The sequence below is a fragment of the Bradyrhizobium sp. BR 1433 genome (assembly GCF_051547665.1).
Lineage (GTDB): Bacteria > Pseudomonadota > Alphaproteobacteria > Rhizobiales > Xanthobacteraceae > Bradyrhizobium > Bradyrhizobium australafricanum.
This window is the reverse complement of record NZ_JBPUGG010000001.1, coordinates 3,289,920-3,315,296: the sequence shown is the minus strand read 5'-3', so window position 1 is coordinate 3,315,296 and position 25,377 is coordinate 3,289,920. Positions and strand designations below refer to the sequence as shown.

Here is a 25,377-nt window from a genome sequence, read left to right as displayed (position 1 = left end):
TCGACCAGTCCAGCCTAGCTTCCGCCACGTCCGCACGACGGATGGTCATCTTGCCGGCCAAGAAAAGGCGCTCCACGGGTCACGATGCCTCCGGGCGCCAACCGTCCGGTGGTTGAACTTGAAGATTGCTTCCGTGTCATCCGGCCGGATCACTTCCACGTCCGAATTCTATCAAAAAGTCAATATTAACAACGAGCTAAGTTACAGAAAATAGGATTATTGCGAATAAATCCCTAGGTGCTAAGCGTCACCCTAAGTTGAAACCGACGGGGGGAGACACGCGTGCCTATTCGTACTGGCCAAGTTACATACGGAACGCGACAAAACTTGATCGACGGGTTGCGCAATCGTCCGATGGCTCCGGCCGCGGTGGATCGAGCGCTCGCGCAAGCGAATAGTTTCGCCCAGCGCCTTGTCGACACGTACGAGGTTTCTGTTGCTCGCGGTGAAGTTGGCGAGAACGGGTCGGCGCAGGCAAGTAGCGAGCCTATCCTCGCTAACCGCTCGCCGAATGTGCTTCTCTACGGCCGCGTGCAGAGCGGCAAAACAGCCGCAATGGTTTTGAGCGCAGCTCTTTGTCTCGACAATGGGTTCCGCGTGATCGTGGTTCTGACATCGGACAATCTTGCGCTGGTCGAGCAAACAGCAAGCAGGTTCCGAGCGCTGAGCGGTCCCCGGGTATTTTCTACTCGCCGGCTTTCCGATCGCTACGAATGGGAGGGATTGGAAGACGACATTCGTGACGAGATCGCCCGGGACGGAATCGTTCTTGTCTCAGCAAAAAACGACATTCATCTGGGTCGCATAATGGCGTTTCTGCAAGGAATCGATGCGCCATCGTATCCTGCTCTCATATTCGATGACGAGGCTGATGCTGCGACGCCGGATACCACTGTGAAGGCTCGAGAGGAGGAGCGCCCTAATGCTCCTCCTTATGGCAGTGCAATCAATCGCCGCGTATTCGAAAACCCGAAGCCCGGGCAAGAGGGTAAATCTCTCGGCGAGATATTTCCGCACAGCGTCTACGTGCCCGTGACTGCGACGCCGTTCATACTGTTCCTGCAGCGGCCGAATTCTCCGACACGTCCCGGAGAGACGATGCTTCTTGAACCCGGCGAAGGATATTGTGGCGGAGAGCTTTTTTCGACGCGTTCGATCCGACCGATCCTGCCGAGCCGGCCGCGCCACTCGTCTTCGTGCCAAGCACCGAGCTGCAATCTATCGGCAGGCGTGCAATTCCGACCGGACTTGCAAACTCGATTGATTATTTTCTCTTGGCCGCCACAGCCAGAGCGTTTGCCGATGGCCAGTGGCCGACCGAGGGATTCAAACATCTATCCCACAGTAGCCCCAGCATTGGAGAGCATGGGGTCGTGGTAAACTATATTGGCCGCCATCTCGCCGAGATCCGCCGAACGGTTCGAGGTGATATCGATGCGGCGATGCGATATTTCGACACGGCATATGCGGAATTGAGCCGGACGATAACTGATCCGCCCGCGCTGGGCGATCTCGTCACAAGTCTGCGAAGTGCTGTCGAGCAGCAATCGATCATCGTTTACAATTCGGCAGCGGAGCTGCCTCAAGCGCCTGGGCCGAGAGTGAACTTCTTGGTAGGTGGGAATATCCTCGGTCGGGGCCTCACGATCGACGATCTTCTGGTGACCTACTACGTCAGAGAAGCCAAGATCTCGCAGATGGATACGGTTTGGCAGCATGCGCGAATGTACGGTTATCGGGTGGATCTGATGCCCTATACTCGCGTCTATGTGCCACGAAGGGTCGCCGCCAATTTCCGACGGATTCACGATGCTGAAGGGCGCCTGAGAGATCAGCTGCGTCGGGATCCTCAGGGTCAGAATCCTGTTATCTGGGTCCCACGGGGAACGAGGGCTACTCGACCAAATGCGCTTCCCAGTGGCTATTTGGAAGTCGTGCCGAGTGGCACGGCGCAGATTCATCCAGCACGGTGGTGCGATGCGCCTGCAGTCGCGCTGGACATCCTGCAGATACTTCGTCGCGAAGAAGTACCCGTCGGTGAGAATGACCGTCAGGCGCGCCTCGCGAACGTTCCATTCAACGTTACAATGGAGCTGGTTTCCATGGTGCCACTTGTCGACAACGACCCGGGGGATTGGAATCCTGATGCCGTCGCGGAGATCCTGCTCAAGTATCGAGAAGATGCTGGAGAGTTCGGTAATATCTATGTCCGCCGCCTCAACGGAAATCCAGACCGTTCCCGCGCGCGACTGTCCGGCAACGAAGTTACATTGATCCGCGAAAGTGCAAATGGAACGCCCACCCTAGTGCTTCTGTATCGAGGCGATGCCAATGCTCCGGATGGCTGGTATCCGACGCTCGTGATGCCGGAGAACAGTCCAGGCTTCATCTTCGGTCCGGCAGACGAATGAGCGCCGTGATCGATGAGCGAGTCTCAGCTCGGATGCGATTGGTCCGGAGGAAGAACACAGGCTGCGAGCAACTCTTGGCCACGGCCTTGCGACAAAGCGGAAAGCGGTTTGCGCAGCATGCCCGGCTTCGGGACTGTTGGCCCGATTTCGTTTTTCTCGACGAGCGCTTGGCAGTGTTCGTCGACGGAGACTTTTGGCACGGTCGCCTGTTGCGCGAGCACGGCAAGAGAGCTCTGCGGCGATCTTTCAAGACTAACCACACGTTCTGGCTCGAGAAGATCACCAGAAATGTTGAACGAGATTTGGCGCAGACCGCCAAACTCCGTGAGAAGTGGCTGGAGCGTCCTGAGATTTTGGGAGAGGGAGGTAATGCGGGATGCACCGCACGTGCTCCAGAAAATAGAATGCAAACTTGCGTCACGCCGCCGAGAACTGATCCTCAGGCAGCGAGGTGCTCCTTTATTGCTCGTGCAATCGCCCGGCCTAGCCTGACTGGCACAGCGTTGCCAATTTGGCGCGCTAGACGAACTCCATTGATCGGCTCGCCAGGTTCAACAAACTTGAACTTCTTAGGAAATGACTGGAGAAGGGCAGCCTCTCTAATCGAGATTCCACGATCTTGCGAGGGGTGTCCGAATCGACCGTTGCCGATGCCCAAGCACTGAGTGGTTATCACAGGCGACGGCTCATCCCAGCGCATCCGACCATAGACGCTTCTGAAGGACTTTCCCTTCGCCTTTTTATGGCACCGAAGCTGCAACTCAGGGTCCCAGTCCTTCCAGCTGCCTCCTTCCTTTGTGGCTTTAATCCTTTTCAGGTTTTGGGGAGTTAGGTTTCGTCCGACGTGGATGCGATCTCGGGCGCTGCCTTCGCCTGCACGTATGGTCGGAAGTGACCCGATCGCATCACGTACCGTCCTCGGGCGGTCCTTGTGCGTTTCTCTTGGTAGCTGGATCCTTCCGAAAAGCGAGGCGAACAAGACTAGGCGCGTTCTCCATTGAGGCACACCGAAGCGTTCAGCGCGCAGCTTGCCATAGCTTACATGGTAACCCAATTCCTCAAGATTGCGGACAAACTGCCCGAAGACCTTATGAGAAACCAAGCGCGGTACGTTCTCCATCGACACAACGTGAGGTCGAGTCTCTCGAACGAGCCGGGAGAACTCGTTTAGCAGTTGCCATCGACCGTCCGATGAATTCGCCTTCTTTCGATATCGCTTTGTGTATGTAGAGAATGGCTGACAGGGAGCACATCCGATCAGCACTCGATAGCGATCGCCTTTAGGACCGAACAATTTCTTCAGGCTACCGCCTTCGAGCTTCGAAACGTCAACACTGTGAAAGTCGGCTTCGACGTTAGTCTCGAATGCAAATCTGCAGGAAGGATCCGAATCGAAGCCGGCGAGGATTTCGATACCTTCCTGCTTGAACCCGTAACTGAGGCCGCCGATACCGCAGAAGACATCAATTGCTGAAATTTTCATGGTGCCCGTGGTTACCAAATCTAAGCGACCGCGTCGACCTCGACCGGATCGGATGTCAATAATTTTTTTCCGCCGAGAAGACAAGGTTCGCGTGTCTGGCCGCGAGACATCTTCCTAAGCCGCAGCCTCAGTAGCGTGGTGCGCTCTAGTGCCAGAGGAGCGGCGGGGTCATCGAGAACGGGGTCGACGCAGAGGTCGTCGGGCTTGTCAGGAATCCTGGTGGCCGTTCTCTCCAGATCGACGACCCCGTCGATCACGACGAGAGCGACCTCGATGCCGGACAGCCGGAGAGTTCGCGCCATTCTCTCCGCCAGGCCGCACCGGGCGCCTTTGCCAGGCGAAGCAGCCATGATGGCCCCCGCGAGATGCCGCCGCGCCGATACACACGACATCGAATGCCCTTCGCCAGCATCGCGAAAATGACCTCATGCGAGCAAAGGAACGAGCCGAATGCGTTCGCCTTCCAGACCTGCTCGGTCGCCAGGCCCGCAATTTGCTGAGGTCGTTTTTCCACACCGCGTTTCTGCCGACAGGGCCTTCTTCCGCTTCCTTATCGACCATGTCGCAGTGTTGGCGGCCAAGGCGCAAAGGTGCAGGTGAAGGCCACCCCGGTGATCTCCCTGGTTCAGAAACTCTCCGGCATCGGACATGCTGCCCGCTGCGATGTGGAGGATCTGACGGATGAGCGTCACAGACGGCAGGCCGTCCCCGGCGAACGGGCATCTCTTTCTGAAGCGAACAGCGATCGGAGTGGTCGCGCTGGGAGCTCTTGGCGCCGCGGCGTATTTCTCTTTCAGATGGGTCGAACCTGTCCCGGCAGAGATGTCCGTCGCACAGCAATGGAACGAAGCGATCGCACGTCTTGGTATCGAGCCGGTCTATCCTCCTCAGGAAGACATCGCGGTGGGGGACGTGTTCGTCCTGATCACCGACGATGCCCTGAAGAACCTGGAAAAGGAGCCGATCGCAGTCAAGGCGCTCAAACTGTGGCACCTTGATCTGTCCGCGCAGCTCGAGCAGACCTATGCCGAAATGTACAAATTTCCGGAGACACCCGACCCGCCAGGAGATGGAAAGCCCTGGAAATTCACTTCTTCCCAAAACTCGATCTTTGGAACGCAGACGACCCGGGGTGACCTGCCGCTCGTTCTTTTTCCCGGATTCACGATCGCAAGCACCCGGGCGGCCAATATACGCGCGAACTCGCCCCGCTGGTTTGGCGGAGCGTTCGGCGGCTCTGCAGCTTCCGACGTCACGACGGAAGTCAGGATCTCGGCCGCCGAATCCTACGGCCTGCCAGGTCTCATCGCCGAGCACGAGCTGACGAAATTTTGCAGGGATCCGGTGATGAAACTGCAGTGCACCGATGCGGAGGCCCGCAAGCAAATGTCGATAGTGGTCGGCAGCAAGATCTTCGACCAGGTTGAGGATCCCGGGACGAAAAAGAAGCGGCCTCGCTACGCCCTGGAAATCGCGCTGGTCTCACGTGTGTTTCTGACGCGTTCAATGCACACCACCATCAGAAGGGCCGGGAGAGGAAGTGCCTTGGCCTCGGGTGGCGCCGAGATGCCGCCGGTTCCGCTGCCGCCCGCCAGGCTGGAAGACAACAGCGCTTCGGCAGGCACCCCGGTTGCATCCGGCAAGCCGGAAGGTGACGTCACGGGCGAGACGGCGAAGCCGGCACCCACTTCACCAGGAGTGACGACTTCCTTGCAGTTCGGCAACTCGTCCGTGATCTCGACCGTAGACATTCTTCAGAGGCCGGTGGCGTTCGGGTATCGAAGCGTAAGGTGGATTCCGGGAGATGGCTCATGATGAGGACGTCATTCATCGGTGCGGGGCTTATTTCACTGCTTTGCTCGCTCTCCGCACAGGCGCAGACACCCGGTCCAGGCGGTATCTGCGACCGCAATCCCGACGTGTGCAGCGGACTTCGCGGCTCCGGGGCCGACGATTCCGGCGGCATTGGTTCGAGGAAGGGCACTGGCGGCGAGGGCACGAACGCCCTTCGACCTGCGGATGGCCTGAATGTTCCCAAGACGCCCAATATCACCGTTCCTCGATTGCCCAACGTGCCGCGTCGTTTCTAGGGCTCAAGGAGCATTGCGTTGTCACCGCGGTCTCGGGCAAGGCGGTTGCTCCTTCGCTGCCGTTGCGGCTGCCCGCCGGCGGGTCAGGCGTCGCAGCGGAAGGCTGGCGGTGCTGCGCCGCCGCGAACGAGCCCGAGAGGGCGGAAGCTTGGTCGTTCAGGGCCGCGAGCAGTGGAGGGCGTTCGAGCACGGGCCTGATGGAATCGACGGGAATTTCGATGGCCTCGAGGCGGCGTTGAGATTCGTTTCCGAATGAAGCGCATCCGCAGTCGGCGCGACTGGAGGCGCAGACCCATGCTCGCGGCGGTCGATCTGCCCCGGCCGCACCGAAAGCCGTCCAGGACCTTTCGGCCTCATCGCGGTCCCGGCAACCTTGCAGTCTTCGCAGCAGATTCCGCCGGGCGCCTCGAGCCGGTTTGAGGTCGACGCCCACACGTTGATCGCGACGCCCCGTTCGAGCGCCGGATGGGCCGACGCGCCGTTTTCGTCCGGCCACACCTGAACTGCCGTGCCGGCCAACGACCTGTTGGCCGCATCGAGGTCCGACCTCCTGAAGCGGCCAGTCGATCCCGGCGGCGAGTAGCGTCCGTTCGGACCAGAAATCTGCGGACCGGCCTGCCGGAAGGATGCTGTTCCAGATCCTGGCGGCCGATCGGCGAGCAGCCGAGAACCCGTCGCGCGAGACGCGTTCTAGCGTTTCCGGGGAATGGCAAACCTGAGCGGGCCCCCGTCGCACATGCCGTCCGACAGGACGACGATATCGAACGCCTCCGGTCTGTCGCCAATGACCGCCAGGGCTTCCGGCTTCAGATCCTTGTCACAATCCCGCAGTTTCACGCTCTCGAGCGCCAGGTAGGCGGGCTCCTTCAGCTCCGCCCGGGCTGCCGGTACTCCGTCCCACAGACCGACGATCCAGCCGGCCTTTGCGTTTTTCTTGTCATCGTCGGGGCCTGCGAGCACGAGGATTCCGTCCTTTACAGGCGCCAGATCCCTGATGCCGCGTCCCTCTCCGACCCGCAGCATCGTCACCCTGCCGTCAGGACCGGAGCTTTCGAACAGGTCCTGAGAGCCGGTGGTGAAGATTGGTGCGTGGCCATCCTTCGCGGGGCCCCTCAATCCGAAGTGCAGCTGTCCATCCCGCGCTGCGATTCCCTCGATGTTGACGCCCCGCTTTCCCGTCAGATCGGATCGATCGCGTGGAGATTCGGTACCGAGGCATTTTCGCTTGCCGACACTATCCTTGAGCAGGGGATGACGAGCCATCATCTCCCACAGCGCACCGGTTGCCTTGTACCCTGAAAGCCCGGACGGGCCATCCATGCGTGCCTTTCCGGACGCGGGATCGAGCGCGAACCTGAGGACATATCGACTGTCAGGATTGTCGTCGCAGGAATTGCGGTTCACGGAGTGAGAGCCGGTGACGAAAAAGTACTTCCCGTCCGTCGTCGCACCTTCCGCATCGAGCTCCTTGCCTGGCGAGGAAGGCACCAGCTCCACAAACGCATTGTCGATCGAATATCCATCGCCCGAGATCGTGACGTAATGGGCCGTCGTGCCCTCATCGAAGACCACAAGACAGCTCGATCCGACAACCGGACAAGCGATTCCGCTGAGCGACCTGCGCGTCTTGTCCTCGTGCGAGGAAAAAGTGAACTGGCCGTCCCACGGTCCGGAGAGCGGCTTCACTTCGGGATCCGCCCGGCAAGGCAGCGCTACGCCGATCGCCAGCAAAGATGAGAGCACCGCGACTGCCGACGAATGAATGGTCATGAGATCCACCGTTCAGGAGCAAGAGATCACGGGTAGCGCTGCACCCTTCCGATCATCATGCGTCAGGATACGGGCTGCGCCGACGGGCCGAACTTCCTTGCGACACTGGCGCCCTCACCGCGGATAGTCGAGCGATTTCCGTGCGCACCGCCCCAGGCGAATCCCTGGTGCGCCGATCCGACGAAATGGCTCAATCTTGTCCGGTGACGGCACGGCCGGCGAAGGGCTACCATGAAGCGAACCGAAGGACGCAACCTCTTCATCACCAGCCTGGCGCAGGTTCTGCGGAGCGCCGACCCGGCGGAATTTGCGGAGAGATGTGCTCTTGCGCATTTCGACGGGGTCTGGATCCGCATCGGTCGGGGCGCAGACCGGGACGGCAACCTGCGGCATGCGAAGCTGGCGGCACTTTCGGATGAACTGTCAAGACGCGGCCTGCAGCTGTGGGGATGGCACGTTCCGTTCTGTGCTGACCGCAGTGCCGCCGTTCGCGAAGCATCGAACGTACTGGGCTGGACGGACGAAGCAGACCTCGCGGGCGTAGTGGTGGACGCCGAGCGGACGCCCCAAAGTCCGAGATTCCGCGGGACCGAAGCCGAGGCTGTCGCCTATCTCGATCCGCTCCGGCGGGGGCTCGAATCCGCGGGACGCGGCATCGCCTTCTCCAGCCACGACCAGCCGTCGTTGCATGCTGACATGCCTTTCGCACCCTTCCTGGATCACATCGAGGACGTCTGTCCTCAAGTCTATTATACCACGGCGGATCCCGGAACGCGTCTGCGCAAGTCCATCCGCGACTACAAGGCGATTATTCCTGCCGCCGATTTCGCTACCCGCTACAAGCCGACCGGCAACATCACGATGACGGAGGACGTCCGTTTCCCCGACGTCGCCACCTGCCTTTCGGCCACCTCGAAATTTCTCGAACTGGTCGCAAACCAGGGACTCCGATCCTGCAGCTTCTGGTGTGCCGATACGGCGCCGGACGAGATCTGGGAATTGCTGGCGGATCACCCTGGAGGGAAGTCCGCACGCATCACCTCGCAGACGGGAGAAACCATGAACCTCGATACGGCGCAGCTCAAGCTGAACATCGTCCAGGACTACGTGCCGGTCGGCAACAGCAACCGCCCGGGCACGCAAATGGCCGCGACGTCGATCACCATCCACAACACCGACAACGACTCTCCCGGTGCAAACGCAGCGGCGCATGCCCGCTACATGAAGGGGCCGGATGCGCAGATGCGCAAGGTCTCCTGGCATTTCACGGTAGACGACAGGTTCGTCTATCAAAGCCTGCCGACGAACGAGGTGGCCTGGCACACGGCGACCAGGGAAGGTAACGCGACCAGCATCGGAATCGAGATCTGCATGAATGCGGATCTCGGCAACGTCGACGCCTGCTATGACCGGGCCGCCTTGTTGACAGCCTGGCTGGCGTATCGACTGGGGATTCACGTCCCGAGCGGCGTCTACCAGCACCACGACTGGTCCGGAAAGGACTGCCCCGGGTCCTGCGGCACAAGGAAAACGGCTGGAGCGACTTCCTTGCCAGGGTGCAGCGCCATTACAGAAATCTCAGACCTGTCGATGCACCCTTGATCGCGCGACCGGCCGACGACCATCATCACGTCGGAGACGGTGTGGCTTGAGCGCTCAATTCCGGAAAGAACAGGTCTTGTCGCATTCACGGGTCTTCGCTCGAAATGCGACGGGCGGCAAGAATCCGCAATACGTCGTCGATTCCCTCGATGCGCGCTTTATGGTGAGGCCGAAAGCGGAACTCGTACAGCGATCCCCGCACAAGCGGCTCCTCCTGGTCCGGCGAGCATTCTGTCCGGCGTGATCGAGCCTCCTGAACCGCTGGCACTGGACGCGACGCATGGATCCGGACCGGGAACGAGCAAGCAGGCCTAGCGGGCGAATGCGAAAACCTGTCACCTCACCGCGTCAACGCAGGTCTTCGGCTGCCTCACGGCGGTTCAGCTCCGCCGGCTCGCCTCCACGCTGGCTTCGAACCCCGATCGGTCGATCTTCATGAAAGTCACCATCTCCTGACGGAGCCGGGTGTGCCGGGTCATCGATCACACGAGCAGGCCGGAAAGTTCCGGGGACGGGCGCTGTCCCGCAAACCCAGGGAAAGCACTAGGTTGGCAGCTGTCAGGTGCACCTTGCACGAACGATATCTTTTGCGATCATGTCATACGCATGACAACGCTTCGGACCGGTAGATGACCAAATCCAACGGAGCTCACGCGGCAACCGGTTACGCGAGGCGGGCGACCCGCGTCTGGCCGACATTGCTGTCAGCTGCGGCGCAGGCCGCGGTCCGTGCCCGCTCCAGGACGCTGGCGCGCACCGCGGAGGTGCACACGGCACTCATCATGGCGAGGACGGCGCTGGACGCCTATCTTCACGAGCTCTTCGCCTTGCGCGGCCTTCCCCATATGGTGAAGTTCGCGGAAGGTCCTCCTCCGCCCGCGGCTCTCGAAGCAGCGCTGGCGTCTGGTCGCCGAAGCACGCGTCTCGCTCACCGGCTTCAGCAAGGAAGAGAAGACGAGATATCAGGACGTGCGCGAGATGAGCATTGGCGAAAAGCTGCAGGCGCTGCTTCTGATCGTGTGTCCCGAGCAAACCCACAAGCTGATCATTGATTTTGAGTCCGAGTTCTCGACCGTCTTCGTCCTGAACACCCTTCGAAATGCGATCGTTCACCACGACTTCGACAAGCCTTCCGAATTTCTCCTGAGCGCCTGCGACGCGGTCAGAGCTGCCGCGGGTCTGTCCGCCTCATCCCGGCACGGGCCGTGGGAAGAAATCCTCTCACAGCCTCCCGTGGCGGAATGGGCCTGCAAGTCGGCTGCACTTGCCGTCCTCCAGATCGAATCGATCGAGAAGCAGCGCAAGATCCACCCTCTGGCCACGCGAGACGCGGTCGTTTCGGCCATTTCACCATTGAAGCTGTCATGACCCAGCCCCTCGACGCTCCCGGTATCCTGATGGACATCGGGATTACGAATGTCCAGTCCATACAGAAGCCTCCGCACCTCGTGCGATGCGAGCTCTGGCTGGGCGAGGATGATTCCTACGTCTCGCATAGCCAGGCGGTCCGTACGCTCATCCTTCACTCGCAGTTCGCGGAAGAGCACCTCGCGCTGGCCAGGCAGAAGCTCATTTCCCTCGGATCGGCGGCCCCTCATCTCGTCCTTTTCGAAGACAGCACTCCCGCGTTCGCGCTCATTTCCAGGGTGCAGTCGACCTTCTCCGAAGCCCGCGTGATGACAGTCGGGGCGAGACTGCGTCAATCGATCTTCAGAGGCCAGAAGCCCGGCGACCCTTCTCCGATCAATTTCTATGTCCCGCCGACGATCATGACGGCGTCCGGGCAGACGCCAAAAGGGGGGGCCATCTTCACGCTGCTCCGCTGGATGCGGGGTGGAATCGGGGGCAATGCCGCACCGAGCCGGGTCGGCGTCCTGCTGGCGCCCGCCGGAACGGGCAAGACGGCTCTCGCGAGGGAACTGTTCAATCACTTCCTGCAGAACAAGCCCGAAGATCCGAGAACGCTCCGTACGACCGAACCGCCGTACCCTCTGCTGATCGACCGCTTCGCATGGATCAACCATGAGTTTCGCGATGCCTCCGACAACCTGGCGGATCTGGTCGGCCACGCCATCTACAAGCAATCCGGCTTTCAGCCGTCGATCGAGCGCATTCAACGATGTCTTCGCTACGGAGCGATCTGTCCCATTCTCGACGGTTTTGACGAGCTTTGTGCGACCAGACCAGCGGACTTCAACGCCGACGATACGATCGCCGGCCTCATCACCGCGCTGGAGGGTGTCGAAGGCAGTCGAATTCTTCTCACCTGCCGGGAAAGCTTCTGGCACGACAACGTCGACGTCCGATTGCAGTCCCAGGTGACGGCATTCCGTCTCAGTCCGTTTTCCGAGGATCAGCGCGACGAATATCTCTCGAAACGTTTCCACCAGCCGGAGACCAGGTCCGCCAGGGACAAGACCATCTCTCTCCTGCAAAAAATCGCGAGCATCCGTCGGGCGCCCACCCGCGGGCAGGGCGACGAGCTTCACAATCTGTCCTTTCTTCCCTGGGTGGTTCAGTTTGCGGCGGAGGCGATCAGCGACGCCGGCATGTCCCGTTCGGCCTTTGATTCCATGGGAGCTCCGCCGGAAGCCGATCCGCTTGGACATGTGTTGTGGCAGTTCTGCCGCCGCGAGCAGCAGCGGATCGGAATCTCGATGTCTTCCGAGGGGCAGATCAAATTCTTCAGCACGCTGGCTGCTCTCTGCGACGAGTTTTCTCGATCGACCAGGTGGATTCGATCCACGAGCTCCTCTCGGAACAGCCCGACTATCCCAACCGCAAGGAACACGTTGAATTCCTGCGCAAACACGGCTTTCTTCGGATAGTTGGCAACGAGACGCCCTACAATTGCCGGTTCGAATATCCCGAGGTGCAGGATTATCTACGCGCCCGCCTGGCCGTCGAGTTGATCGGCGGCGCACCCGTCGCGATCGGCGACGACGACGTGTTCAGGAAGTGCGCCGTGGAGCAGACCCGCCTCGTGGACTTCATCTCGCTTCTTTTGAGATGGCGGATGTCTTCCGAAGAGATATTGCTTGCGCTTTCCAGGCAGCGCGAGAGATATGTCGGAGTGACCGGCCGCGACGTCCAGCCGGAACGGGCTGGTCTCGTGCAGATCCTGTTCCGGGTGCTGCGGGACGCCAGTCTGGGTTCCGCCCAGATCACCAGTGAGATATGTGTATATTTCGGGGATCCTTCCGGCAGATCCATCAGGGACGCCTTCTTTTCAGGTCTTATCTCCAGGCTGGACCTCAGAGGCGTCAGCATCACCGACTCGTGTTTCAAGGATGTCCACCTCGAGCATTGCACCTTCGATGCGGCGACCCGCTTCGACAACTGCGTGTTCGAAGGAGAATTCGGAGCAACCTCGAGCAACCGCCACCTGGGAGACGTGGTGGTGGAGAACTGCACGCTGTCGGAGGCTGCGAAGGCGACTTTCCGCCAGCACAAGAACCAGGTCGGACGAATTCCGATCGACAGGTCGCACATCGAGGACGCCTGCCATTACACGCTCAAGCCATTCCACATCGGGCAGATGCGCTTCAGGGACCGAAACTACGACGACATCCGCAACCAGGCCGCCAAGGCCTCGCTCGTGGGCCACGATCTTCTGGACGAACTGATCAGGACCGGCGTGCTGGAGGAGCGGAAGTTCGGAAATCGTCACAGGCTTCAGGTTGCGGACAAGGCGGCCGTCGCGTCCTTCATCCAGCAGTCGACGCCAACTGGGCCGGTGGGGCAGGCGATCAACCGCATCGCGGCGAGCCACATCAAGTCGAAGCGCCAGGGTGGGACGTAGGATGCCAAAGCGTGTGTCGGGCTTCGGAGAGATCACTAGTTGACCACATTCGCATGCGATGGACGTCCGAACCGCCCGCCGGCCGGCGGACGAGTGTCGATTTAGGGGCTGGCGCGCCCGACGATATGACTACGGTTTCCCGCCCGGCTCTTTTTGAGGGCCCGAAGGCGGAGCTTTTGGAATTTTTTGCGAGACGCCTTCAGGCGCTCAAATCCTGCGCGAATCTGAAGTGCATTGGATCCTTGCGGGAGGAATTCAGTGCGCTCCCTCTCGGGAACAAGGTCAGAGATTGACGTGATAAAGGAAGTGAGATGACGGCTTGCCCATCTCATCCGGTTAGCTAGTTGCTTCAGATAATTCCCGGTTATCACGAAAATCTTTTCCGGGTCGCCAACTTCGACGGAGGATAGGCTTTGGATCGTGCGACGAGTTGCCTCGTTTTCAAAGTGCCAATCAATATTTCCCAGCGTTACATTCAGGAGCGCTTGGCCATCAGCTTTTGGAAGTCATTATCGTGAATGACGCCCAGGGCCCTGTGGCCCTTTGTCACTGAAAGGTTGATCACAACAAGCAAATCCCTGGCTGGTGCCAGCTTTGAGTTGTTGTTGATTGAATCAGCGACCTCGGCGGATGTCTTGCCGGACTCAATGAGTGCAAAAGACGTGGGCTCTTCCCAATACTCTGACGTGGTCTCCTGTCGAATTGCTTCAACAACGGAAGACCATCTGGCGTGGTAGGTTTCGTCATCATGTATGCGAAACGTGATAGCAAAGATGGCCATTCTGGCCCCTTTCAGAAATACGGGGCCGAACTTGACCTGCAAGAAGATTCTGGATTCTATCCCGAAGTGAATATCTTCTACGTCCGCCGTTCAGCCCCTTGCTGAGTGACGCGGAAACCAGGGGCCGCCTGTCACCAGCAGGCGGCTGTCTGATTCGTCATAGGGTGAATTGGACACGGAAGCACAACCAAGAGTCAATGTTGCTCCGCCTTTGTGCACCCCGTGTACAACCACAGCTATTTGGTGCGCCCAATTACTTGACGAGCTTTGGCATCGATTGCTTGCGTTTCCAGCGTAGGAAGCGTCCTGCCTTGATACGCAATGTCTTTTGGGTTAGGCCGTCGGTAGGTCAGTCGCTTGCCGACGATACCATTGGCGAGTTCGTTGGCGCGGTCCTTCTCGTCGACGCCAGCCGCCACGCGGTTGTTGTAGCTGAAATCGAACTCCGCCAGGTAGCGGTGCAGGTGCTTCGCGGCAGGATCGCAGTGCAGATAGAGACTGCCGTTGGGCTTCAGGATGCGGTACCCTCGCGTGGGACCGAACGAGCGGCAACCTCCGCGAGCCCGCTATCGCGGCGGTATCGACCCCGATCAGCAGACAGAACCACCAGCGCTTCAAAAAATTCTAGTGGTGTTTGTTGACCCGGGCTTTGGAGAAGGTGCCAGTACGATATGAGATAGCCCCTCAGGCAGATAACGCTCCGGGGTGGCGGCGGGCGTTCATCCCAGCTTTCGCTCTGGTTCGGCGCCATTCTCCAGCAGTGGCATGTCCAAACTCGGAATCTCTGGCATGGCTTTGCCCGCGATGGCCTGAAGATCTCCCACCATGCCTACCGTCGAATCGATTACGGCCAGTATCTGCGTATCGCGCTTTGCCCACTGGCGTCCCATAAATTTGCGTTCCTTATCGAGATCTTCACGCATGTCATTGAATTTCTCGACAACGGCTTCAACGCGCTGGCGGAATTTCGTGCCCGTCAGATAGTGATAGACCTGCTCCATTTTCGTTTGCTGACCTTGCTGGACCAGCCGTGAACTGCTGACGTCAACCAGACCCTGACGTAGCGCGACTGCGACAGGCAGCGCGCATCGCGGATGAGCCACCCAGACGCCGTCCACCAGGTCGAACTGCTCAATATATTTGGGCAGGGCATGGGAGATGATCAAAGCGACGTCCGCGCCGGAGCGGCGCTGGTCGTCGCGCAACTTGGCAAGCCAACCGTCGCTCCAGGCCTTGGTTCGCTTGGTTTCCCAAAGGATGACGCCGGCAGGCTGGCCAATCGATCCGTTTACCTGCTGGATAACGTCGGCGCCGAGCTCACCTTTGCCGACCGGCTCGATCAAATCGGCTGGAAAACGGCCGCGCAGCAGCTCTTCAAGTTCCAGTTCGAGTACCTCGCCCTGCGACTGCTGCGAGCCTTGCTCGGCCTTTCGCTTCAACTCCTCGATCGTGCGCGACATCGATTCGATGGTTTGGTCTTTTTCTGCAACGCGCAGCCGTGCCCCTTCGTCGGCCTCCTGCCTGGCCTTGACCTTGATCGGGTCAACCAGCGCCTGAATCCGTTTCTCGATCGTCAAGTCGAGCTCGCGCTTCTCATCGTCGAGGGCGCGTTGCTTGCGGATGAGTTCGGCCTGCGCCTGCTGCGCTGCCGCCAATTTGGCGTTGTTCGCTTCGAGCATCTGCCGAAGCTCGGCCGCCTCGTTCATCCTGGCCTGAATCTCGGCGGCGGCCATTTCGCGCGCCTTCTTCGCTTCCGTAGCGACGAGCTGGCTGCGCTCGGCTGCCAGTCGGCTGGCGACCTGGTCTTCGACCTGTTCACGGTCCTTCTGGAGCTTCTCCCGCTCGTGCAGGAGCGCTTCAGTCTTTCGTGCGACCTCGGCGTCCTTGCTCGCGAGTTGTTCCTGGAAGCGCTGGCGGGTCTCCGCGAGAAGGGGGGCGGCAAGCGATTCAGTCAGCCGGATCTCGTGGCTGCAATTGGGGCAGTGAAGGATCGGTTCATGCGCGCTACTGGTCGCTGTCGTGTTAAATTTCATGACCCCTCCTGTTCAGCAGTCCTGGGCCGGAATGAACGTGATCCGGCCAGCTTCCCCGCGCTTCCGATATGGCTTACCGTTATTTCAACGTCCTGGTCGAACGCCGTCAGCATCCGCAGAAGCTTTTCCACTGAAACCAGCTTGAAATGACCCCGAAACAGCTTGGACAGATCGGGCTGCTTCATGTCGACCAGCTTAGCGGCTTCTCACGGAAATGTTGCCGGCAGCCCGGCTATCGGCGGGCAGCTTCTTCTTCGTGCTCATCATCGGTCCCTGTGTTGACTTGTGGATAGCATCAGTGTCGCGCAGGCGCTGCGGGACCAGGTCAATGTGTCCCCGGCTTGGCAATGCCGCTGGTGGAATTTTCTAGAATGCGTACGGAACGTACAGGACGGCCTCTAAACGCGTTGTGGAGACGGTGCGGCAGGTATTACCGTCAAAATTGTCGCGAATCTGCAAAACACAGCTAAAGCCCTTCAGGTGCTTTGCATTGCGCGGGTGTTCACCGAGCTACGTTTCAAAAAAGGGGCCGGCCGATCTCGCTTCCGACAGCTGCGGGAAAGGCCCGCAGGTCTTTCCCCGAACGCTGTGGGTTTGACCGCGCGCATGTCAACGCCTTCCCACGAAGGTAGCGCCAAGGATGTCTTGACCACCGAAACCGGGCACCACTATTGCTGCAATCAATGACTTTGCATTGACCGATTTACAATTGCCTCTGGAGTGATCATGGCGAGCGACAGTGATTTGTTTGAATGGTGCGCTGCACGTCCGCGCTGGCAACAGGAAGCCGTACGGCTCCTGATCGCCAAACCAGGTCTGGATACTGAAGAACTCAATCAACTTGAGGAGGCCGTCAAAATAGATGCGGGAATTTCGGTTGGGGAGCCACCCGCCTGGCCTGCGCTTACGAAGACCCATCTGAAGACAGGCAATCGATTTGCGCCAGTAACTGTTCTCGGAGCCATCGGGCCGCTGCGCAATATCGACCGTCTGGCTGCAGAGCAGCCGCCTCTCAGGTTTGCAATTAACGGTGTAACACTCATCTTCGGTCCAAACGGTTCAGGCAAGAGCGGCTATTGCCGTATCGCCAAGAAGATCTGTCATTGCCTGCACGACGTCACCCTGCGGGGCAACGTGTTCGAGCCGGCTTCGTCTGATCCCCGCGAGGTTACGCTGACTTTCCGCGTCGACGGCGAGGAAAAGCGCAGGGTCGTTTGGGATGACCGGAGTGCTCCGCCGCCTGAACTGGGCAGAATCTCTGTCTTCGACAGCGATGCGGCTGGCCTGTATGTCGATGCCGAGCGCAACATCGAGTTCCTGCCGTTCGAGCTTGCGCTGCTGACCAATCTCGCTGAGGCTCTGCGCACGCTGGACGGCCGCTTCAGGACTGAAGAAGCACGTTTGAACAAGGCGCACCAGGCGCCACTCCCGCTTGGATACGAGAAGCGTACCAAAGTAGCGGTGATGCTTGCAGATATGAAGGCGGATCAGCATCTCCCTGCCGAGGAGGTGATGCGGGCGCTGGCAGCCTGGACTGAGCAGGACGAGGCCGATTTGCAGGCGCTCACACTCGAGCTGAGCAAGGATCCGGTCCTTCTGTCGAAGGTGAAGGAGGCGACCAAATCAGCAATCGAGACGTTGGTTACCGATGCAAACGCGGTCTTCGATGCGATCGGCAATGCCGGCCTCGCGAGACTGAAGGAAGCGCAGCAGAAGGCTGCGGCAACACGCGATGCGGCCAAGGCCGCAGCTTCGGCCCTGGCGGCGGATTCGGCAGTGCCACAACTTGGCAGCGAGAGCTGGCGGCAGATGCTGATGTATGCGCGCGACTTCGCAGCCGAAGCATACCCGGCCCTTGAACCACCCCAGCTGGCCACAGCCGATACTTGCGTGCTCTGCCATCAGCCTCTCAATGCGCAGGCGCGCATGCGACTGGCCGCTTTCGATGCGTATGTTGAAGGCCGCGCCAATGCGGACGCCGAAAATGCAAGGAAGCATTTCGCAGAAACCGCGCGAGCGATCCGCGATCTCAAGATCTCCAGCGCTCAGGACATCAAGAACAGGCTCGTCAATTTCGTGGAGGGTTCGCCATCGCGTCAGGCACTGGCAGACCGGATTGAGAAACTTTACGCTGCCAGCCAGGAGAGTCATGCCCTGGTCCTGACGGCCATCAAGGCTGTCGACTATGCAAGTCTGGACAGCATCGCGGACCTCGACCGGTCAGTCGTTGACGATCTGTCGGATGAAGTGACCCTGCTTGCGAAGGAGATCGATGACCTGAAGCCAACGGCGGACGAGACCGCCAGGCGACTGGGGCGCCAGCAAGAGTTCGATGAACTGGAAGCGCGCAAGAAATTCTCGGCCGACATCGAGATCTTCGTGGCACGGCGGAATTCCCTCGATCTGCTTCTGAAAACGAAGGCGTGCATCACGGCCTGTTCCGTCTCCGGTATCACGTCCTATATCACCCGCCTGAGACGGAAGGTTCTGACGGCCTCCCTGCAGGCCAGCCTTGAAGCCGAAATTGTTGCCCTTGACCTTCAGCACCTGCCCTTGAAGCTTGCCGACCGCGGGGAGGTTGGCAAAAGCAAGGTCCATATCGGACTGGAGGCGCAACAGAAGGTTGGCAAGAACAGCGAGATCCTGAGCGAGGGAGAGAAGCGCGCACTCGCCCTGGCCGGGTTCCTTGCCGAGTTGAAGGAAGTGGGGGCAAGGCACGGCATCGTGGTCGATGATCCGGTATCATCGCTGGATCATGCCCGGATGGAGGCGGTCGCGAAGCGCCTTGTGAAGGAGGCAGCCGCGGGAAGGCAGGTCATAATCTTCACGCATAACCTGTTCTTTCACTACGCCGTGATTGAGGCGGCGAAGGACATGAGGGTCCGGGTACGGGAGGAATGGATCGCCAAACACGGTGACGGACGATTCGGCATCATCGACAACAACCAGCAGCCGTGGATTTCCATGGGTGTCACAAAGCGGCTGGCGATAATCGAGGGCCTGCTCCAGAAGAAAAAGGCGACATATTCTGAAACCGATGAGGCCGAGCGCTCGTTTGTGACGGAGGTGTACACCAGAATGCGCGAAACGTGGGAGCATGCTGTCGAGGAAATTCTCTTCGCCGGAGTTGTCGGCCGCTTGCGGCCAAATGTTGCAACCATGAGACTGAGAGCTGCCCATGTCGACAAAGCAGACTATGAAGCGGTGTACGGCGGAATGACGCGATGTTCGAAGTTCTCCGGCCATGATCAATCAGCGGGCGTCCCGCCCGATCTTCCAAAGTTTACAGATATCAAGACCGATCTCGACAAGCTGACCGCCTTTGTTACAACTGCAAACGCCCGTCGCAAGGCGCTTGAAAAAGAGGGGCAGCTCTACGAGGATGGCCCTATGGTGGCCGAGGTCCTCGACTAGTCTCATGATTTCTGCAATGCGATGCGTGACCGGTCGGGTGTGCCCGACGGATGTAGTTTCATGGCCAATCGGTTAATCAAAACGGCAATCAATCAGCCGGTATGTTCCATTTGTGATGAGGCCGGTTGCTCTGGCAAAAGCGTCAATGGCGCGGGTTTGGCAGCTGGTCGCCGCTTTCGGGGCCGCGGTATCACAAATGGAGCATTGCTCGCGGCCATTTCGTGTACATGTCGACTTGAGAGTACTTGATGAGGCAAATCCTCTCTCAAGTGAGAAGTAGAAATTCAATTGGATTTGATGGTGTCATTCCGCCCCGTCCAAAGCACTTTCTGGACGAAGAGCGCGTCGCCCCATGACCTGCCGGTAGCTTTATCGTACGAAACGCCTCAATCTGAGGCCGGGACGACACAGTCAGGCAAGAAGCGAGGTTGTCTGTTCGTAACGTACGGTGATTGCCGGAGAGAAGGCGGCCCGAATGTGCCATCGCCTCCCTGCGAGGACGACACGTTTTCGTCCATGACCATTCAACCTGATCACGCCGCTGCTGGTCCGCACCATGTTCCAACCTTCGCGAGAGCAGCGAGATGAGCAATTTCAAAGAGGAAGGCGCGCTCAGGGGCTTCGAGAAACAGCGTCGCACAAACAGCGATTTACGGGACAGTTTGGGGAATGTCTGCGGCCGGCTCTCGACCATCCGCTCAGTGCAGAACTCAAGGAAGCCCAGCTGTGGCGCGCTCAGAAAGGGGCGAACCGGATACAATTGCTCGCCAGGATAGTGCGGCTCCTTGTTTCTGAATTGCCATAGCGATCAAACTGACCCCATAGGGGGGTGAATTGGGCGACCGGCGAAATCACTTCACGGCCGCGGCATCAGCCGTCGGTTACCTTTATCAGGCTCGACTGGCGTTGCTGTTGTGTATTCCACATTTGAACAATGGTGCGGAAGTCGAGGTTTCGATCGAGCGCCTCGACGACATTTCGTTCGAGAAGGACGGCACTCCCTTCGAGCTTCTTCAAACGAAGCATCACATTGACCGCGTCGCCAGCCTTGGCAATGCGAGTCCCGATCTCTGGAAAACCCTCCGGACCTGGGCCGAGGCGGCCAAGGATGATCCATCGCTGCCTCGCGCGCGAAGCTGGTCCTGGTTACCACCGCCGCTGCCCCCGCCGGATCGGCGGCCGCTTTGCTTCGGTCACCTGTGGCCGACCCGGTTGGGATAAAGCGCAATCCGAAATCCGCAAACGAAATCCTGACCCTGGTCGCGCAGACATCAGCAAACGTGGCGCTGGCGCCGGCGTTCGGAGCTTTCCTCGCGCTGGCCGAGCCGATGCGGTCCGCGCTCCTGAGTGCGGTGGAGGTCCTCGACACACAGCCTTTGATAACAGACCTTGATTACAAACTGGAGCATGCTCTCAGGCTGGTTGTCCCCGCCGGCAAGGCGGCTGCCGCACGTGAAGCACTCGAGGGGTGGTGGTGGCCCAAGGTCTGCGCCGCGCTGATGAAGAGCCCTTCTGAGCCCATTCCGGTTGGCCTCCTGGAATCGAAGCTCGACGACATACGGGACGCGTTGAAGCGGGATGCCCTGGTCGCAGATTTCGAACATGCCGAGCCTGGTGAGGCGGAGTATGCGGAGTATGACGGCTTTCGCTTCGTACATCAGTTGCAGCTCATCGGACTTGGGGGAACCGTCTGCGCTTTGCGAAGCGCGATTTCTATCGGGCCTTTGCGCAGCGTTCCAAATGGACACGTGAGCATGTCGTGATCGACGACGAGGTTGGGCGGTTCGAGCAGCGGCTGGTCGAGGAATGGCAGCCGCGATTTGAGGCTATGTGCGAGGGACACAATGATACGCCCCCGGAAGGTCCGGCTCTCAGGCAGGATGGGCAGGCATTATACCAATGGGTCGAGAATGAAGCCCGGTTTCCTTTCCGTTCCCTGACTGCCCGCTTCCTGAACGTAGGGTCCTACCACATCCTGGCGAATGATCTCCGGGTGGGCTGGCACCGGGACTACGTCTTGCTTTGCGCGGAGAACAAGTGAGATGGCTGGGCTCACGTGCTTCGAACTCGCCTGGCGGGACAGACCGCAAGAGGAAGCGACTCACTTCAATCCGGCATTCTGCGGCGAATTGCTGGTCAGGGCGATCAACGAGTTTCGCAAACAGGCGGGCAATGCGATGCCACTTGCCTACGCGTTTGTTGTCTTGCCGCTGGTTCTCCATCCCGGAGCCCGAAAGGCACTCCCCGGCAGGGCCAACACTGCATTCGCTTCCTGGGCTGGCGAAAACGCTGCCACGCTCGGCATTCTTCCCGATCGAACTCTGCGGCTCAGGCCTGTGACGCGGGAAGCACTCCTGTTTCTCGCGCAGCTCGATGCCATCAAGATCAGTCCGGATGGCGTGATGGCCGGGAAGCGACTCATCAAGCTGGGTACCAGACCTTCGGTGACAACGGACGAGGTTGACGCGATGCGGCGAGCCGCCGGCTTGCTGGGACGATGGCTTGGCAACCAGTCGGATTCCGCCGCTGTCCTGCAAACCCTGGGAGTGCGAGTTTGACCGTTCAGATCAGAGCCATCGCGATTTATTCGCACGACGGTGAGCGCCGGGATATCCGCTTCAATCTTGGCGCGCTGAATATCGTCACCGGTTCGTCCAAAACGGGGAAGTCAGCCCTTCTGGACATCGTCGACTATTGCTGGGGCCGTTCAGAGTGCACGATCGCCGAGGGTGAAATCCGGCGGGGCGTGTCCTGGTTTGCAGTGCTCTTTGACCGCGATGGCGAGGGTATCCTGATCGCAAGGCGGAATCCCGGCCCGGCAGGCAGGGCCAGCGACGAAATTTACTTCGAGCGCAATGCCCGTGACTTTCCGGAAACGGCCGCAACGCTTGTGAAAAATTCCACCGTCGACGGGTTGCGGCAAAGGCTTTCGGCTATCCTTGGTGTGGCGGAAAACCTTTACGTGCCAGAGCCTGGCGCGACGCGTCGTCCGCTTGAGGCGTCGGCCAGCCAGGCGATCTTCTTCTGCCTTCAAAACCAGGACGAAATCGCCAACCGCCGCCTGCTCTTCCACCGGCAAGGCGAAGAGCGGATTCCGCAGGCCATCAAGGACACGCTTCCGTACTTCGTCGGCGCCATGGGCGAAGACCATTACCTGAAGCAAAAACGGTACGAGGACGCTCGCCGCCGGCTGAGGAGTCTGGAGCGTGACTATGCCGACGCCCGGGTGCTGGCCGACGAAGCATCCGGGACGGCCCGCAACCTCCTTCAGGAGGCCAGGCGCGTCGGCCTGCTACCGCTCGACCTCACGGCAAACTCCCTCGCGGGGGTCCGCGGCCGCGCCACGGTCTCTGGAATATGCGAAGACGGACGATCCGGCGGCTGACCTGACTGATCTGGAGGACCGTCGCGGCCGTATTCGTGCTGAGCTTCAGGAGTTGCGGGACGAAATCAAGGATCTGCAACGATTGACGCGCGAGGCATCTGACTTCGAGGCCGAGGCTCGCGAGCAGCAGGCCCGACTGGCATCGATCGGCCTGGTTGGACATGGCGCGGACGGGCATGAGACCTGTCCACTCTGCGACAGCCAGTTGGCGGTGGCCGTGCCCTCGGTGGAGGAGATCCGGCGTTCGCTCGATCGACTGAACCGTCAGCTCAGCACCGTACGACGGGACAATCCGCGTCTGCAGGGCCAGATCGCAGAGCTCGAAACCAGGCGGACAACTCTGGAAGAAGAGCTGACGGTCATCCAGCGGGACATCACGATGCGGATCGCTGACAACGAGCGGCTTCGCATCGAACAAGACCAGTTCACCGAGCAGGCCCGTGTGTCGGGCCGCATCGGCTACTACCTCGAGAATGCACGCACGCTCTCGGACGGGGAGGGGCTTCGCCTGCAGATCGCCAGGGTGCGAGCCGAAGTGGTCGAGCTGGAAGCGGTCCTGGACCGGGAAGCGATGGAGGAGCGCTTGACGACCGCCCTCGGCCTGGTCGGTCGCGACATCACCGTTTACGCCAGCCAGCTTCAGCTGGAGCATGGTGACAACAGCCTCCGCCTGGACCGGAAGAACCTCACTGTCGTTGCGGACACCGTGCACGGGCCGCTGTCTCTGCCCCAGATCGGCAGCGGTGAGAACTGGGTCGGTTATCATGTCGCCGCGCACCTGGCTCTGCACAAGCTCTTCCGCACACTTGATCGGCCGGTACCGGCATTCCTGATGCTCGACCAGCCTTCCCAGGCTCACTATCCAAAGGACAAGGACGTCGGTGAGATTTCCGGCGCCGAAGACGAGGATCAGGCGGCGGTTGCCCGCTTGTACGGGCTGCTGTTCGAATATTGTACGACGTTGACCCCAAACATGCAGCTCATCGTGGCTGACCACGTCGATCTTCTCCAGGAGTGGTTCCGGACTTCAACGGTTCAACGTTGGCGCGACGGCATAAAGCTCGTGCCGATGACGTGGCTTCGCTAGTGCCTTGTCTCGAACTCGCGGTCACTCGCCCGCGTGCGGCTATCGGGACACGTCCTTCCCGCAGTCACTTCGAGCTTGTCACTGTCGGCGGCGAACCGACGGTGACGCGCCTGTTCTGCCGTCCGAGCGAGCCAGCTGACCACCACGTCAGCAGTTGAATTGAAATCAGAGCGCGCTGGCTCAAGATCCAAGTTTCCCGAGGTAATCCTGGCAAGATAGCGCAGCATCATGCGCCTTGCGCGTTTGACGCAGGGCAGGTTTAAATTCCACCTGGAGCAAGCCCGTCCGCATCAACGCCTTGATTGCGACTTCTGCGAGCTTGCCCGGATGGAAGGAATATCTGCGATGCGACCCTTCGGCGATCGTTATCTTGCTCCTTGATTGTCGGGGACCGCGATGTCGCCGCCGGCCGCTGAAGACCGCTTCATCAGATGCCGGATCGAATCTTCCCTGTCAGAATTGGTAGTATCTCGATCCGCATCACTGCTGTAGCAACTGGAGCCCGGCGTATCGCAACGGGAGAACGTGCAGCAATGATGAGCGTAGTGGACCTGCTGAACGTATCGCGCTTCATCCAGGGCTACGTCGCTGCTGCCGCCCAAAAAGGCATAATGCTTTCGTTGGGAGGCGACTTTCATGAGTATGTCTCGATCACGCGGGCGACTCCCACGAAGGGGCCTACATATCCGAATTTCCGGCCGGACCGGTCGCCAATTGGACCAAGTGAGGGATTCTGGATGGTCGGCGTCGACAGGAACAACGAAGTTGCGGTCCTGCAGGCTGTTCGGCTTTATGATCTTTCGCGCAGCAACTTTGCAGAGCATCTTAATCCCTGAAAGCGTTCTACGCCGATCCGGCAAGGCACGCCCATCCTGACGACGCGTGCACCTGCAGGGCGCCGATTGCGAGGAAGATGTCCGGGAAGGTTGCGTATCACGGCGATGGTTGGGTGCGCAGGGACTTCAGGGGGACGGGCATGCCCAGGATCATGGCAGGAATAGCATTTGGCGTGTCCTTTGCCATGTGGGCTCCTGACTTCGTATGTGGACTGGTGGCGCACTGGTTGATCGACAAAGGCGTTGTTTCGCAGTACGGCTATGCTCACCACGAGAGAGCCGGCTCGGTGTTGCGGTTGGTCCAAGAGGACATTGTTGATGATGACTGGCTGATCTGGCTGACTGGCGAAGAGTTGAGGAGCCGTGTTGTTCGTCAGGAGATAGCCGGGCTGATGTTGGCCTCGTGACGTTCGTCGGCGTATCGGGATGTGTAAAGCCTGGTACGAACTCGGATCCGGCCGATCCCGGCCGGCCGCAAGGGCAGGCTAGTAAGGTGCTGTTCCGGTTGCTCGCCTCACATGCGAGAACTCGCAAGTCCAGTCATCTGAAGTCCTTCTGAACATAGTGAGGGGCGCTCCGCTAGCTGCGTCTGAACTCGTAGATTGTCTCGTTGGCTCTTCCGGCCGGCGACGCAGATCGGGACTTGGCAAATCGGGACTTGGCAAATCGGGACTGAATGGGAT

Annotated in this window: 23 protein-coding genes and 2 pseudogenes; 18 read left to right on the top strand and 7 right to left on the bottom strand. The window is 59.8% G+C overall.

Annotation, left to right across the window (positions count from 1 at the left end; all coding sequences use genetic code 11):
• The first annotated feature begins 327 nt into the window (after positions 1-327).
• From ACSKB9_RS16355 to ACSKB9_RS16345, 3 genes and pseudogenes are all read left to right on the top strand, one after another.
• Positions 328-1,380 (top strand): hypothetical protein, encoded by a 1,053-nt coding sequence (locus ACSKB9_RS16355; protein ID WP_438074249.1) that lies wholly within the window; start codon positions 328-330, stop codon positions 1,378-1,380.
• A complete protein-coding gene (locus ACSKB9_RS16350; protein ID WP_438074248.1) occupies positions 1,275-2,411 on the top strand; it encodes a Z1 domain-containing protein in 1,137 nt (378 codons plus the stop codon). Before ACSKB9_RS16355 ends, ACSKB9_RS16350 begins: the two co-directional genes overlap by 106 nt.
• A pseudogene (locus ACSKB9_RS16345) lies at positions 2,408-2,557 on the top strand (hypothetical protein); the annotation flags it as partial. The gene ACSKB9_RS16350 and the pseudogene ACSKB9_RS16345, both read left to right, overlap by 4 nt.
• Positions 2,558-2,850: 293 nt before the next feature.
• On the opposite strand, the gene ACSKB9_RS16340 reads toward ACSKB9_RS16345, so the two are convergent.
• Both ACSKB9_RS16340 and ACSKB9_RS16335 read right to left on the bottom strand, forming a co-directional pair.
• The gene (locus ACSKB9_RS16340; RefSeq protein WP_438074247.1) at positions 2,851-3,894 is read right to left on the bottom strand and encodes a DNA cytosine methyltransferase; all 1,044 of its coding nucleotides are present in this window, start codon (positions 3,892-3,894) and stop codon (positions 2,851-2,853) included.
• Between the two features lie 20 nt (positions 3,895-3,914).
• Complete coding sequence (locus ACSKB9_RS16335) at positions 3,915-4,196, bottom strand: hypothetical protein (RefSeq protein WP_438074246.1); 282 nt, start codon at positions 4,194-4,196, stop codon at positions 3,915-3,917.
• Between the two features lie 379 nt (positions 4,197-4,575).
• Here ACSKB9_RS16335 and ACSKB9_RS16330 point away from each other — a divergent pair, with 379 nt between their 5' ends.
• Positions 4,576-5,709: a hypothetical protein gene (locus ACSKB9_RS16330; protein ID WP_438074245.1), complete on the top strand. Its 1,134-nt coding sequence runs from the start codon at positions 4,576-4,578 to the stop codon at positions 5,707-5,709.
• A complete protein-coding gene (locus ACSKB9_RS16325; protein ID WP_438074244.1) occupies positions 5,706-5,984 on the top strand; it encodes a hypothetical protein in 279 nt (92 codons plus the stop codon). The genes ACSKB9_RS16330 and ACSKB9_RS16325 overlap by 4 nt, the downstream gene beginning before the upstream one ends.
• 690 nt (positions 5,985-6,674) lie before the next feature.
• Here the strand turns inward: ACSKB9_RS16325 and ACSKB9_RS16320 are convergent.
• A complete protein-coding gene (locus ACSKB9_RS16320) occupies positions 6,675-7,754 on the bottom strand; it encodes a DUF3616 domain-containing protein (RefSeq protein WP_438074243.1) in 1,080 nt (359 codons plus the stop codon).
• A gap of 231 nt (positions 7,755-7,985) precedes the next feature.
• Here ACSKB9_RS16320 and ACSKB9_RS16315 point away from each other — a divergent pair, with 231 nt between their 5' ends.
• The 4 genes from ACSKB9_RS16315 to ACSKB9_RS16300 all read left to right on the top strand — a co-directional run bounded on the left by ACSKB9_RS16315 (position 7,986) and on the right by ACSKB9_RS16300 (position 13,158).
• Positions 7,986-9,356 (top strand): peptidoglycan recognition protein family protein, encoded by a 1,371-nt coding sequence (locus ACSKB9_RS16315; protein ID WP_438074242.1) that lies wholly within the window; start codon positions 7,986-7,988, stop codon positions 9,354-9,356.
• Positions 9,357-10,325: 969 nt separating this feature from the next.
• On the top strand, positions 10,326-10,724 hold the full coding sequence (locus tag ACSKB9_RS16310; protein ID WP_438074241.1) for a hypothetical protein: 399 nt from the start codon (positions 10,326-10,328) through the stop codon (positions 10,722-10,724).
• Positions 10,721-12,184 (top strand): NACHT domain-containing protein, encoded by a 1,464-nt coding sequence (locus ACSKB9_RS16305; protein ID WP_438074240.1) that lies wholly within the window; start codon positions 10,721-10,723, stop codon positions 12,182-12,184. Before ACSKB9_RS16310 ends, ACSKB9_RS16305 begins: the two co-directional genes overlap by 4 nt.
• A complete protein-coding gene (locus tag ACSKB9_RS16300) occupies positions 12,088-13,158 on the top strand; it encodes a hypothetical protein (RefSeq protein ID WP_438074239.1) in 1,071 nt (356 codons plus the stop codon). The genes ACSKB9_RS16305 and ACSKB9_RS16300 overlap by 97 nt, the downstream gene beginning before the upstream one ends.
• A gap of 475 nt (positions 13,159-13,633) precedes the next feature.
• Here ACSKB9_RS16300 and ACSKB9_RS16295 read toward each other — a convergent pair whose 3' ends face one another.
• From ACSKB9_RS16295 to ACSKB9_RS16280, 4 genes and pseudogenes are all read right to left on the bottom strand, one after another.
• A complete protein-coding gene (locus ACSKB9_RS16295; protein ID WP_438074238.1) occupies positions 13,634-13,939 on the bottom strand; it encodes a hypothetical protein in 306 nt (101 codons plus the stop codon).
• Positions 13,940-14,253: 314 nt separating this feature from the next.
• A pseudogene (locus ACSKB9_RS16290) lies at positions 14,254-14,433 on the bottom strand (IS1595 family transposase); the annotation flags it as partial.
• 225 nt (positions 14,434-14,658) lie between these two features.
• On the bottom strand, positions 14,659-15,972 hold the full coding sequence (locus ACSKB9_RS16285; RefSeq protein ID WP_438074237.1) for a DUF2130 domain-containing protein: 1,314 nt from the start codon (positions 15,970-15,972) through the stop codon (positions 14,659-14,661).
• Positions 15,969-16,157: an XRE family transcriptional regulator gene (locus ACSKB9_RS16280; RefSeq protein ID WP_438074236.1), complete on the bottom strand. Its 189-nt coding sequence runs from the start codon at positions 16,155-16,157 to the stop codon at positions 15,969-15,971. Before ACSKB9_RS16280 ends, ACSKB9_RS16285 begins: the two co-directional genes overlap by 4 nt.
• A gap of 541 nt (positions 16,158-16,698) precedes the next feature.
• Here ACSKB9_RS16280 and ACSKB9_RS16275 point away from each other — a divergent pair.
• The 9 genes from ACSKB9_RS16275 (at position 16,699) to ACSKB9_RS16235 (ending at position 25,101) form a co-directional block, all read left to right on the top strand.
• Positions 16,699-19,386 carry an AAA family ATPase gene (locus tag ACSKB9_RS16275; protein ID WP_438074235.1) on the top strand — a complete coding sequence of 896 codons (2,688 nt, stop codon included), beginning with the start codon at positions 16,699-16,701 and terminating at the stop codon, positions 19,384-19,386.
• Between the two features lie 834 nt (positions 19,387-20,220).
• Positions 20,221-20,607 (top strand): hypothetical protein, encoded by a 387-nt coding sequence (locus tag ACSKB9_RS16270; RefSeq protein WP_438074234.1) that lies wholly within the window; start codon positions 20,221-20,223, stop codon positions 20,605-20,607.
• Positions 20,586-21,149 (top strand): hypothetical protein, encoded by a 564-nt coding sequence (locus ACSKB9_RS16265; protein ID WP_438074233.1) that lies wholly within the window; start codon positions 20,586-20,588, stop codon positions 21,147-21,149. Before ACSKB9_RS16270 ends, ACSKB9_RS16265 begins: the two co-directional genes overlap by 22 nt.
• Positions 21,077-21,427 carry an ABC-three component system protein gene (locus ACSKB9_RS16260; RefSeq protein WP_438080245.1) on the top strand — a complete coding sequence of 117 codons (351 nt, stop codon included), beginning with the start codon at positions 21,077-21,079 and terminating at the stop codon, positions 21,425-21,427. The genes ACSKB9_RS16265 and ACSKB9_RS16260 overlap by 73 nt, the downstream gene beginning before the upstream one ends.
• A 1-nt stretch (position 21,428) precedes the next feature.
• Entirely contained in the window at positions 21,429-21,944 is a 516-nt protein-coding gene (locus ACSKB9_RS16255; protein ID WP_438074232.1) for a three component ABC system middle component, read from the top strand.
• Positions 21,941-22,771 carry a hypothetical protein gene (locus ACSKB9_RS16250; RefSeq protein ID WP_438074231.1) on the top strand — a complete coding sequence of 277 codons (831 nt, stop codon included), beginning with the start codon at positions 21,941-21,943 and terminating at the stop codon, positions 22,769-22,771. Before ACSKB9_RS16255 ends, ACSKB9_RS16250 begins: the two co-directional genes overlap by 4 nt.
• 52 nt (positions 22,772-22,823) lie before the next feature.
• A complete protein-coding gene (locus ACSKB9_RS16245; protein ID WP_438074230.1) occupies positions 22,824-23,858 on the top strand; it encodes a DUF3732 domain-containing protein in 1,035 nt (344 codons plus the stop codon).
• A 533-nt stretch (positions 23,859-24,391) separates the two neighbouring features.
• Positions 24,392-24,694 (top strand): hypothetical protein, encoded by a 303-nt coding sequence (locus ACSKB9_RS16240; protein WP_438074229.1) that lies wholly within the window; start codon positions 24,392-24,394, stop codon positions 24,692-24,694.
• 140 nt (positions 24,695-24,834) lie between these two features.
• A complete protein-coding gene (locus tag ACSKB9_RS16235; RefSeq protein ID WP_438074228.1) occupies positions 24,835-25,101 on the top strand; it encodes a hypothetical protein in 267 nt (88 codons plus the stop codon).
• The last annotated feature ends 276 nt before the right edge of the window (positions 25,102-25,377 follow it).